The organism is Streptomyces sp. NPDC059142, assembly GCF_042755665.1.
In the GTDB taxonomy this organism is placed as follows: domain Bacteria; phylum Actinomycetota; class Actinomycetes; order Streptomycetales; family Streptomycetaceae; genus Streptomyces.
On sequence record NZ_JBHZDA010000013.1, the window covers coordinates 99,596 to 110,526 of the forward strand.

11 protein-coding genes are annotated in these 10,931 nt (G+C 71.0%); 5 read left to right on the top strand and 6 right to left on the bottom strand.

Annotated elements, in window-relative coordinates; all coding sequences use genetic code 11:
* Nucleotides 1-159: 159 nt before the first annotated feature.
* The 4 genes from ACFXPK_RS07720 to ACFXPK_RS07735 form a co-directional block, all read right to left on the bottom strand.
* Nucleotides 160-2,139, bottom strand: a complete 1,980-nt coding sequence (locus tag ACFXPK_RS07720; RefSeq protein ID WP_385072782.1) for a galactose oxidase-like domain-containing protein — start codon at nucleotides 2,137-2,139, stop codon at nucleotides 160-162.
* Between the two features lie 3 nt (nucleotides 2,140-2,142).
* Nucleotides 2,143-3,954, bottom strand: a complete 1,812-nt coding sequence (locus ACFXPK_RS07725; protein WP_385072803.1) for a glycosyltransferase family 2 protein — start codon at nucleotides 3,952-3,954, stop codon at nucleotides 2,143-2,145.
* A 231-nt stretch (nucleotides 3,955-4,185) separates the two neighbouring features.
* On the bottom strand, nucleotides 4,186-4,479 hold the full coding sequence (locus ACFXPK_RS07730; RefSeq protein WP_384992994.1) for an MTH1187 family thiamine-binding protein: 294 nt from the start codon (nucleotides 4,477-4,479) through the stop codon (nucleotides 4,186-4,188).
* The gene (locus ACFXPK_RS07735; protein ID WP_384992996.1) at nucleotides 4,476-4,820 is read right to left on the bottom strand and encodes a DUF3817 domain-containing protein; all 345 of its coding nucleotides are present in this window, start codon (nucleotides 4,818-4,820) and stop codon (nucleotides 4,476-4,478) included. The genes ACFXPK_RS07730 and ACFXPK_RS07735 overlap by 4 nt, the downstream gene beginning before the upstream one ends.
* Before the next feature lie 213 nt (nucleotides 4,821-5,033).
* Between ACFXPK_RS07735 and ACFXPK_RS07740 the strand changes: the two genes are divergently transcribed.
* The 4 genes from ACFXPK_RS07740 to ACFXPK_RS07755 all read left to right on the top strand — a co-directional run bounded on the left by ACFXPK_RS07740 (nucleotide 5,034) and on the right by ACFXPK_RS07755 (nucleotide 7,690).
* Nucleotides 5,034-5,672, top strand: coding sequence for an AIM24 family protein (locus ACFXPK_RS07740; protein ID WP_384992999.1), 639 nt, complete (start codon nucleotides 5,034-5,036; stop codon nucleotides 5,670-5,672).
* Entirely contained in the window at nucleotides 5,672-6,322 is a 651-nt protein-coding gene (locus ACFXPK_RS07745) for an AIM24 family protein (protein WP_384993000.1), read from the top strand. Before ACFXPK_RS07740 ends, ACFXPK_RS07745 begins: the two co-directional genes overlap by 1 nt.
* Nucleotides 6,323-6,333: 11 nt before the next feature.
* Nucleotides 6,334-7,086: an AIM24 family protein gene (locus ACFXPK_RS07750; RefSeq protein WP_384993003.1), complete on the top strand. Its 753-nt coding sequence runs from the start codon at nucleotides 6,334-6,336 to the stop codon at nucleotides 7,084-7,086.
* Between the two features lie 127 nt (nucleotides 7,087-7,213).
* Nucleotides 7,214-7,690, top strand: coding sequence for a MarR family winged helix-turn-helix transcriptional regulator (locus ACFXPK_RS07755; RefSeq protein ID WP_384993006.1), 477 nt, complete (start codon nucleotides 7,214-7,216; stop codon nucleotides 7,688-7,690).
* Between the two features lie 54 nt (nucleotides 7,691-7,744).
* On the opposite strand, the gene ACFXPK_RS07760 is transcribed toward ACFXPK_RS07755, so the two are convergent.
* Both ACFXPK_RS07760 and ACFXPK_RS07765 read right to left on the bottom strand, forming a co-directional pair.
* Nucleotides 7,745-9,280: an ATP-binding protein gene (locus ACFXPK_RS07760; protein ID WP_385072787.1), complete on the bottom strand. Its 1,536-nt coding sequence runs from the start codon at nucleotides 9,278-9,280 to the stop codon at nucleotides 7,745-7,747.
* The gene (locus tag ACFXPK_RS07765) at nucleotides 9,277-9,939 is read right to left on the bottom strand and encodes a response regulator transcription factor (protein ID WP_384993011.1); all 663 of its coding nucleotides are present in this window, start codon (nucleotides 9,937-9,939) and stop codon (nucleotides 9,277-9,279) included. The genes ACFXPK_RS07760 and ACFXPK_RS07765 overlap by 4 nt, the downstream gene beginning before the upstream one ends.
* 116 nt (nucleotides 9,940-10,055) lie before the next feature.
* Between ACFXPK_RS07765 and ACFXPK_RS07770 the strand changes: the two genes are divergently transcribed.
* Nucleotides 10,056-10,793 carry a PepSY domain-containing protein gene (locus ACFXPK_RS07770; protein WP_385072790.1) on the top strand — a complete coding sequence of 246 codons (738 nt, stop codon included), beginning with the start codon at nucleotides 10,056-10,058 and terminating at the stop codon, nucleotides 10,791-10,793.
* Nucleotides 10,794-10,931 lie beyond the last annotated feature (138 nt).

The window sequence follows — 10,931 nt, forward strand, 5'->3', positions numbered from 1 at the left end:
CGCGGGGGGGGCGGGGGGGGGCGGCGGGGGGCGGGGGGGGGGGGGGGGCGGGGCGGGGGGGGCGGGGGGGGCGGGGGGGGGGGGGGCGCCCCCCCGCCCCGCCCCCCCCCCTGGTGGGCCGTGACCTTCCTGGGCCGCGCGCCCCGTCCTTCCGTGGCTCTACTCCACCTGGATCCACTTCGCCTCGGACGGGAGGCCCGCCGCGTCGGTGACGAAGAGCATGTACCAGCCGGGCGGCACCAGGGCGCGGTCCTTCGGGACCTCCACCGTCAGGGAGCCCTTGCCCTTCGTCATCGTGAGGTCGACCGAGCGCTGCTCGACGTCCGTGGTGTGGGTGACCGCGCTGGGGCGCATCAGCCGCGCCTTGGCGATCGCCCCGGGGTGGTCCGTACGGAAGGTGGCCCGGCCGTTCGCGCCGACCGTGCGCGGGCCCGCGCCAAGCTTCGGGCGCTTCTCCTGGGCCTTGTCGCCGTGGAGGTAGGGCGGGGTGTAGATCTCCACCCGCTGCTCGAACGTGCCGAGTTTGGTGTTGTCCGCGTCGTCGAAGAGCGGGTCGGAGCCGAACGTCACCACCCGGCCGTCCGGCAGCAGCAGCGCCTCGGAGTGGTAGTTGCGGCCCACGGTCGGGTCGGCGGCGCGGCGGAAGGTGTTGGACTTCGGGTCGTAGAACTGCGCCTTCAGGATGTCGCTGGCGCTGCGGCCCCGGTAGTCCGAGGAGCCGCCGGTGGTGAAGACCGAATCGTCCGGCAGCAGCACACTGCTCAGGTACCGGGTGCCCTGCGGCAGCCTCGGGCCCTCGCGGAAGGCCGGGTTGTCGGCCTTCAGGTCGACGACGGCCGTACGGGCGGTGGCCTTGGACGACTCGCCGACCCCGCCGCCGCCCAGCAGCATCACCCGCTGGTCCTGGACGGGCGGCAGCAGCAGGGAGGCCGAGGTCTCGGTCTGGTCGAGGTCGGTGAGCCCGCCGATCCCGGTGAAGGTGTTGGTCTTCACGTCCCACAGCCCCGGCTCGCGCCCCTGGTCGGCGGGGCCGTACCCGGCGTTGGAGCCGGAGTAGAAGAGCTTGCCGCCCTTGGTGAGGAAGAGCGCGGGATACGTCGGGAAGTAGCGGGTGGGGCCCTTCGACCACTTCTTGGTCGTCGGGTCGTACAGCTCGTTGTCCCCGGTGAGTACGGCGCCCACGTCGTCCAGGCCGGAGACGGCGAGCACCTTGCCGTCCTCCAGGGTGACGAGCGTGGGGTACCAGCGGGCCTCCTTCATCGGGTCGACGGGGATGTACTTCTCGGCCCTGGGGTCGAACTCGTACGCGGCCTTGATCCCCTGGAAGTCCTGCTTCTCCGTGGTGATCTTCTGGGCGAGGCCGTAGAGGTTGTCGGCGTCCTTGCCCTTGAGGCCGAGGATCTCGTACTGCGCCGCCTGCGTCGTCAGCGCCTGCGGGCCCGTGCGCGCCGCCTCCACGAAGACGCGTGCCTCCCCGGCCGTGACCTTGGTCTTCCAGGGCAGCATCCGGCCGCTGGAGGCGTAGGAGATCTTGAACTCACGCTTGGCCTTCGGGACGGTGACATCGAACTTGCTGATGTACTCGACACCCGACGGGGAGCGGAAGCGGGTCCCCTTCTTGAAGGTGTGCGCCTTGTCGGGGTTCTCGTTCTTGACCCGCATCCCGCCGCCCGCACGGTCGATCTTGCCGTCGAGCACCTCGTAGCGCGCCGTGCCGCCCGCGACCAGCAGCCGGCCGTCGGGGAGCTGGGAGTGGCCCGAGCAGAAGAAGTCCTCGGGGGTGTGGATCTTCTTGAACGAGTTGTCGGCCGGGTTCCACAGGATCGTGTCGAACGAGCCCTTGTCGAACTTCTTCTGGTTGTTGCCGGAGCCCGCGATGATCAGCACCTTGCCGGTGTGGAGCAGGGCCGCGTGGATCGCGTTCGTACGGTATTCGCGCGGCACGGCGAGGGTGCTCCAGGACCCGTACTGCCGCATGTAGCCGGGCTGGGAGATCTTGTACGCGTGGTACTTCTCCTGGGCGAAGGAGACGGCCGCGGGGGCGTTGAGGCCGACGAGCACCACCACCGCTCCCCCGCCCATCAGGGTCTTCCTGAGCTTGCTCGACGGCCGGCGCCGGGGCCGGTACTGCTCGGACATCTGTCAGTTCCTTCCGGTCGTCGACGACACGGGCGTCGCGCGGCCCGCTCTCTGCTCGTCCGGTGCCATGGGCTGGGGCGGTGCCACCGGCTTGGGCGGGAAGGCCGGCTCGGGCGGGAACGCGGGACGCGGCTCGGGGCGCCGTTCGGGCCTCGGCTCGGGGGACGCGGGGGCGAGGGCCGCGCTCCGCTCGGCGCGTTCCTGCCGGAGCGTCCATCCCCAGACCGCGACCGGGGCCAGCGCTATCGCCAGCGCCAGGAGGGCCCAGGTGCGCATCGCCACATGGGAGTGGCCGAGGAACACGGACGCCAGGAGCGAGCAGACCAGCACCGCCGCCCAGAAGAGGTGCAACCGGAACGTCAGCAGCCGGTCGGGGCTGGCCTCCCCGCCCTTGGGGGTGACGACGAAGCGGCCGTGGGTGCGCAGCACCGCCGAGCCCAGGGACTTGAGGTAGACCGGCGCGGAGAGCGCGGACATCGCCATCCCCGCGAGACCGCCGGAGCCCTCGGGCTCGTGCGGTGAGACGTTGTGGCGCCGGTTCCAGAGGTAGAGCCCTATCTGGAGGGCGGCGGCGTCGCTGTAGAGCATCAGCAGGACGGAGGAGGAGACCTGGGTGCCGGAGGCGCCGAGCCAGAGGAACAGGACGCAGCTCAGGATGCCCAGGAACCAGTTGACCGCGGTCATCGGGTAGTAGACGAGCATCATGGTGTAGCTGAAGAGCCGTCCGGGCGGCATCCGCAGGGGCGCCTTCCAGTACTGCTTGAGGAGGGTCTCGTACGTCCCCCGGGACCAGCGGAGCTGCTGGGTGAAGAAGTCCGTCCAGGAGGCGGGTCCCTCGCCGACGGCCAGTACGTCGGGTGTGTAGACGGAGCGCCAGAACCGGCCGGTGAGCGGGTTCCTGCGGCGGTGCAGCTCGAAGCCGGTGGCCATGTCCTCGGTGATCGAGTCGTACAGACCGCCCGCCTGCTTGAGCGCGGTGATCCGTACGACGTTGTTGGTGCCGACGAACATGGGCGCGCGGTAGCGGTTGCCGGCCCGCTGGATCAGCGCGTGGAACAGGAACTGCTGGGACTCGGCCGCCTTGGTGACCGGCGAGGTGTAGTTGCCGTACACCTGGGGGCCGACGACGAAGGCGACGTCCGGGTCGCGGAAGTAACCGAGCATCCGCTCCAGGAAGTTGGGGAGCGGTATGTGGTCGGTGTCGACGGAGGCGAAGAAGTCGTAGTCGTCGCCGTGCATCGCGAGCCAGGCGTTGTAGTTGCCGTGCTTGGTCCTGGCCTTGTGGACCCCGCGCGTACGGTTCCACTCCGGCACCCCCAGCCGGGTGAAGTGGCGTACGCCCAGCTCGGCGCAGAGCGCCCGGGCGGCGGGGCTGTCGCCCTCGTCGAGCAGCCAGATGTCGAGCGGGCCGCCGTGGCGCAGGCGTACGGCGCCTTCGAGGGTGTCCCGCACCATGGCGAGCGGTTCCTTGCCGGGGACGTACGTGGTGAGGAACGCGACCCGGGTGCCCGTCTCGGCGCGGACGGGTATCGGGTCCTGGGCGACCATCGTGGCATGGGCCACGGAGACCACGTTGACCAGCATGAAGAAGGCGATGAGCCCGATCGAGCCGAGCATCACGTGGTCGAAGGCGATGAGCCAGCGGTCGCCGCCCTCGCGCTCGGTGCGGTGGCTGGGCCAGACCAGGTAGACGAGCAGGACCGCGGAGAGGAGCGGGGCCAGCGCCATCAGCGCGACGGCACGTATTCGACGGGGTTCCCGCGAGAGCAGACTCCGGTACTGCACCCGGTAGGCGGCCGTCCGGTCCGGCTCCATGAGGGGGCCGGCCAGACAACTGTGGATGTCGTAGTCGTACTCGAAGCTCTCCGGGCGCACGGTGCCACCAGCTTTCTCACGAGGTCGATGTCCTCACAAAAGGGGACATCGACCGGCGTGTCGACTGGAGGGGTCCGTGCGAGGGGCCTTACCTTCGAGGGTTCGCCCGTACGGAGTCGGCGCGGGCCGCACCCGGGAAAGGTCCGGGCCGCCCGGGGGTTCGCTCCGGGATCAGGCGGAGAGGTGGCGTTCCACCGTCTCGACCTTCGAGGTCAGGCCGTCGGTGACGCCGGGCCTGATGTCGGCCTTGAGGACGAGCGAGACGCGTCCGGCGCGGGCCTCGACGGCGGCGACGGCGCGCTTGACCACGTCCATCACCTCGTCCCACTCCCCCTCGATCGAGGTGAACATGGCGTCCGTGCGGTTGGGCAGTCCGGAGTCGCGGACGACGCGGACGGCGTCGGCGACGTACTCGCCGACATCCTCCCCGACGCCGAGGGGCGAGACGGAGAAGGCGACGATCACGCGTTCACCGTGCCTTCGCGGCGGGCGCGGGAGGCGATGACCTCGTCGTCGGCGGCGCGCTTGAGCTTGCGCTCGGCGAAGAAGCCGCCGGCGGGCAGGACGGAGAGGACGAAGTAGAGGGCGGCGGTGCCGAAGGACCACTTGGTGCGGTTCCAGGCGTCCAGCCAGAAGAGCACGTACAGGACGAAGAGCAGACCGTGGACGGCGCCCATCACGGGGACCGCGTTGAACTCCGTCGTCCGCTTGAGCACCGAGCAGACGAGGAGCAGGAGGAAGGACACGGCCTCGGGGGCGGAGACCAGGCGGAGGCGATGGAGGGAGGAGGCGGTCTTGATGTCCACGGGGCAGGCACCTTCGTCATCGGGGGCAACGTGAGGGCAGGGCGACAGGCGGCTTCACGCACACGATCTTGTGAAAGCGTGCACAAGCGCCCTCTCATTGTGACAGCTCCACTTGACCCGACCGTTATCAGGGTCGGGGGTCCGGGGACGTTCCGGGACGTGTCGGGGTCGTGGCCCCTGTTCCCTGTCGGCGGCGCCGGATACCGTCGGGACGTGGCTCAGTTCCGACTGCAAGGCAGCAAGGTGCTGGCCGTCGACCTGACCGGCGACGCCGTCAAAGCGAAGAACGGCTCGATGGTCGCGTACGACGGGCGGATGACCTTCAAGAAGATGACCGGCGGCGGTGACGGACTGCGCGGGATGGTGACGCGCCGCCTCACCGGCGAGCAGATGACCGTGATGGAGGTGAAAGGCCAGGGGACGTGTTACTTCGCCGACCGGGCGAGCGAGATCAATCTCGTCTCGCTGCACGGCGACAAGCTCTATGTCGAGGCGAGCAATCTGCTCTGCACGGACGCCGGGCTCCGGACGGGCACGGCCTTCACCGGGCTGCGGGGCGGCGCGACCGGAAATGGCTTGTTCACGACCACGGTCGAGGGCACGGGGCAGGCGGCGCTCATGTCGGACGGCGAGGCGGTGGTCCTCCGGGTGGCGCCGCAGTACCCGCTGTTCGTCGACCCGGGCGCGTACATCGCGCATCAGGGCAACCTCCAGCAGAAGTTCCAGTCCGGGGTGAACTTCAGAACGATCATGGGCGAGGGGTCGGGCGAGTCCTTCCAGATCCGTTTCGAGGGCGACGGTCTGGTCTATGTGCAGCCGAGCGAGCGGAACACGATCGGGGGCGATGTCTGATGCCGTTCCGCGAGATCAACGCGAAGATGGTCGAGGCGACGGTGGCCCCCGGCCAGAAGCTCTTCAGCCAGCGCGGCGCGATGCTCGCCTACCGGGGCGAGGTCAGCTTCACCCCGAACATCCAGGGCGGCCAGGGCGGGCTGATGTCGATGATCGGCCGGCGGGTGGCGAACGAGGCGACCCCGCTGATGACCGTCGAGGGCAGCGGCACGGTCATGTTCGGGCACGGCGGCCACCACATCCAGGTGATCAATCTGGCGGGCGACACCCTCTACGTGGAGGCGGACCGGCTGCTCGCCTTCGACGGCACCCTCCAGCAGGGCACGATGTTCATGGGCTCGCAGGGCGGTGTGATGGGCATGGTGCGCGGCCAGGTGACCGGCCAGGGGCTGTTCACGACGACGCTCAAGGGCCACGGCGCGGTCGCGGTGATGGCGCACGGCGGGGTGATCGAGGTGCCGATCTCCCCGGGACGGGACATCCATGTGGACCCGCAGGCGTACGTCGCCCACCACGGCGACGTACGGAACAAGCTCTCCACGGCGCTCGGCTGGCGCGACATGGTGGGACGCGGCTCGGGCGAGGCGTTCCAGTTGGAGCTGAGCGGCAGCGGTGCGGTGTACGTCCAGGCGTCGGAGGAGAAGCTGTGAGCGGAGGAGTCATGAGCGCGCCGGTGATCCACGATCCGGTGACGCTGCCGAGCGACGACAACGTCAACGCGTACACCTTCTGTGTGGAGTTGAAGGGGAGCCGGTGGTTCCTCCAGAAGGGCAAGATGATCGCCTACTACGGGCAGATCAACTTCGACGGGATCGGTCACGGCCGCTTCGAGTCGCTGGTGCGCAGCAGCTTCCACTCGCCGCTGCACGCGGCGGACTGGGTGGTCGCGGAGGGCAGCGGCAAGATGCTCCTCGCCGACCGGGCCTTCGACGTCAACTCCTTCGACCTGGAGGACGGCAATCTGACGATCCGCTCGGGGAATCTGCTGGCGTACGAACCGTCACTGGCGCTGAAGCAGTCGATCGTGCCGGGCTTCCTGACCCTGATCGGGACGGGAAAGTTCGTCGCGGCGTCCAACGGGCCCGTGGTCTTCATGGAGCCGCCGCTGCGGGTGGACCCGCAGGCGCTGGTCGGCTGGGCGGACTGCCCGTCGCCCTGCCACCACTACGATCATGGCTATATGTCCGGTGTGCTCGGCGGGCTCCGGTCGCTGACGGGGATCGGGGGCGTCTCGGGCGAGGAGCACCAATTCGAGTTCGTCGGCGCCGGTACGGTGCTGCTCCAGTCGACGGAGATGCTGATGGCCGAGCAGCCGACGGGCGCCGCGCCCCCCGAGGCGGGGGTACCCGGCGGCGGGGCGCCCTCCTCCGGACAGGGAGGACTTGGTGATCTCCAGCGCCGCTTCGGGCTGTGAGCGGTAGTCTGCGGAGTGTGACGTCGAACGCGTGCGCCTTTCCCCTGGCGCGTCCGCGTGCCAGGGGTCACACGTACCACCGCTCACACTTCGTCCAGAATTCAACTTCTTAGGTAGAATCGATTACATGGAGACCGAGACGGCCACCCGCTGGCTGAGCGATGCGGAGCAGTGCGCGTGGCGCACCCACCTGGATGTCAGCAAGCTGCTGACGCACCAGTTGGAGAAGGACCTCCAGCCGTTCGGGCTGACCATGAACGACTACGAGATCCTGGTCAATCTCTCGGAGTCGGCGGAGCGGCGTATGCGGATGAGCGATCTCGCCGCCATGACGCTCCAGTCCAAGAGCCGGCTCTCGCACCAGATCACCCGGATGGAGACCGCGGGCCTGGTGCGCAGGGAGAACTGCGAGTCCGACCGGCGCGGTCTCTTCGCGGTCCTGACCGACCAGGGCATGGAGACGATGCAGCGGGTCGCCCCGCACCATGTCGAGTCCGTGCGGCGGCACTTCATCGATCTGCTCTCGCCCGAGGCGCTGGCGGAGCTGCGGGCGTCGCTGACCCCGGTCGCCGAACAGCTCCGCGGCCGGCGCGGCAAGGCCTGACACAGGAGCGGCGGCGCCCGCACGCCTCGTACGACACTCGTCTAGGGCCTCTCGTCAGGACCCGGTGTCGGCCTCGTCGGGGCCGGTCACCGCCGGGAGCCGCAGTTCGAACAGGGCGCCGCCGGACGGCGCCCCGCCGACCGTGAGGGTGCCGCCGTGGCGCTCCGCCACATCGCGCGCGATGGCCAGTCCGAGACCGGCCCCGCCGTCGTCACGGCTGCGGGCGTCGTCGAGCCGTACGAACCGCTCGAAGATCCGCTCGCGCTCCGCCTCCGGCACCCCGGCCCCGTCGTCGGCGACCGCGAGCACCACCCACGCGCCCACCCGGCGCACCGACGCCTCGACCGAACCGGCCGCGTGCCGCTGCGCGTTGTCGAGGAGGTTGCCGAGCACCCGCGCGAGCTGGCCGCGCGAGCCGAGCACGTCGAACCCCTCCCGGGCGCGCACCGCGACCGGGATGCGGTCCGTCGCCCGCTGCGAGACCTCCTCGCGGACCAGCGCGCCCAGATCGGTCCTGGTCCGCCCCGGACGCTCCCCCGCGTCCAGCCGCGCCAGCATCAGCAGGTCCCCGGCGAGCTGCTGGAGCCGTACGGTGTCCGCGACCGCGCCCGGCACGTCCAGCAGCCCCGGATGGGCATGGCCCACTTCGAGCTGGGTGCGCAACGAGGCGATGGGGCTGCGCAGTTCGTGCGAGGCGTCCGCGACGAAGCGGCGCTGGCGCTCGACGGCCGCCTCCAGCGCGGTCAGGGTCTCGTTGGTCGTCCGGGCCAGCCGGGCCACCTCGTCGTGCGTGGCGGGCTCGGGCACCCGCCGGGACAGGTCCTCGGAGGCGGTGATGGCGGCCATCTCGCTCCGGATGCCCTCCACCGGCCGCAGCGCGCGCCGGGTCACCAGCCAGGTCACTCCCCCGACGATCAGCAGCAGGACCGGCAGGCCCAGCAGCATCGCCACGGCCGTCGTGCTGACCGCGCTCTGCCGGTCCGCGAGGCTCGCCCCCGCGTGGACGACGACCGTCCTGCCGGTGCGGTCGGTGGCCTCGACGGTCGCGAACCGGTACGCGCCCGCGTGGCCGTCGACCGTGGCGCTCCCGTCGCCGTACTCGGTGGTGTCGTCGATCTCCCCGACCGCCGGGTCGTCGTCCCCGCCCCTCCCGCGGCCGTCCTTGCCCCTGTCGTCGTCGCTGTCGTCATCGCTGTCGTCGTCATCGTCACCGGCCCCCGTACGGGCGGTGCCCGCCGACCGCGCGACCGCGTCCCGCGCCGCGCCGACCGTGGCCACCCCGGAGCCGCTGATCCGCTCCAGGCCCTCGCTGAGGGCGAGCAGCCGTCCGTCCTCGTCGGTCACCTGCACCGGATGGTCCTCGGCGTCCGGCAGTTCCAGCTTCGCGTACGGGGTCCGGTCGGGGGCCTGCGCGGCGATCTCCAGCGCGACCTCGCGGGCCGCCCGGTCCGCCTCGCGGTCCGCCTGCCCGGTGAGGTTCACGCGCAGCGAGAGCAGGACCGCGATCCCGGCGGCGACCAGCGCGACCGCCACGACGGCCGTCGCGCCGAGCGACGCCTTGGCCCGTACGGACGAGAAGCGCCCGCTCACAGCGCGACCAGCCGGTAACCGGCGCCGCGCACCGTCTGGATGGACGCGGCGCCGATCTTGCGGCGCAGCGCGCTGACATAGACCTCGATGATGTTGGGGTCGCCCTCGTAGGCGAAGTCCCAGACGTGCTCCAGGATCTCCGGCTTGCCGACGACCTGACCGGCCCGTACCGCCAACTGCTCCAGTACGGCGAACTCCTTGGCGGTGAGCGCCACTTCCGTACCGTCGCGGAAGACGCGCCGGGCCGCGGTGTCGACGGTGAGCCCGCCGATGCGCAGGACGGGCGAGGCGCCGGCCGAACCGCGGCGGCGCAGCAGGGCCTTGACCCGGGCGACGAGGACGACGTAAGAGAACGGTTTGGTCAGATAGTCGTCGGCGCCGGTGTCCAGCCCCTCCGCCTCGTCGTACTCGCCGTCCTTCGCGGTGAGCATCAGGATCGGTACGTCATGGCCGGCGGCGCGCAGGGCGGCGCAGACCCGGTAGCCGTTCATGCCGGGCAGCATGATGTCGAGGACGACCAGGTCGTACACCCCCTCGCCCGCGCGGTGCAGTCCTTCGAGGCCGTCGTGGACGACATCGACGGCGAACCCCTCGGCGGTCAGACCCTTGGCGAGCGACACCGCGAGCCGCTTCTCGTCCTCCACGATCAACAGGCGCATGCGCACAGCTTCGCAAACGGAACCTGAAGATCACTTCAGCCGACTTCAGGCTGGCTTCAGCTTCGGTACGGCAGATTGAAGGCGTTCGACACGGACCGACTCGGGAGGCCCACCCCATGAAGCGCAACTTCGTCATCGCAGCGATCACCGCGGCGGCCCTGATCGGCGGCGGCACCTACACGGCCGCGGTCGCTCTCAGCAGCGACCACGGGAAGGAGAGCAAGGACGCGGCGCCGGTGGTGCCGGTGGTCACCGCGACGCCGACCGCCTCCTCGTCCGGGGCGCCGGACGACAACGGCGGCGACCGGGACGGCCGGGACGACGGCGCGGGTGACGACTCCACGGTCGCCCCCGCCCCGCCGAAGACGGTCACCCCGACCCCGTCCTCCACCACCCCGGGCACGCCCCGGACAGGGCTCTCGGCGTCCCAGGCCGTCGCGGTGGCACTCGCCTCGCACCCGGGGAAGGTGTCCTCCGTGGAGCGGGACGACGACAGCCCCGCCGGCGCCGAGCGCTGGGAGATCGATCTGCTCGGCACGGACAACCGCTGGGTGGAGCTGAAGGTGGACGCGGCCAGTGGGTCGGTCAGGGTGGACCGGGACGACGACGGTGACGACGACGCCGCCGAGGACCGCGCGGCCCTGCGCGCCGCCACGGTCGACGCGCGCCGGGCGATCGCCGCCGCTCTCGCCTCCGTACCCGGAACGGTGACCTCCGCCGAACTGGACGACGACCGGGGCGGCCGCTGGGAGGTCGATGTGCGCGGCAAGGACGGCCGTACGCACGAGCTGAACGTCAACGCGAAGACCGCCGCGGTGTCGGTGGACAGCGACGACCACGGAGACGACGACTGACGACGGCCCGCCGCACCACGCGACGACGGGAGCGCGGCGGGGCGGGCCCGGCGGGGCGCGCCGCCGCCCGCGCGGTGGTGGGGGGGGGGGGGGGGGGCCCGCGGGCGGGGGGGTGGGGCCGGGCGGGGCGCTGTCACC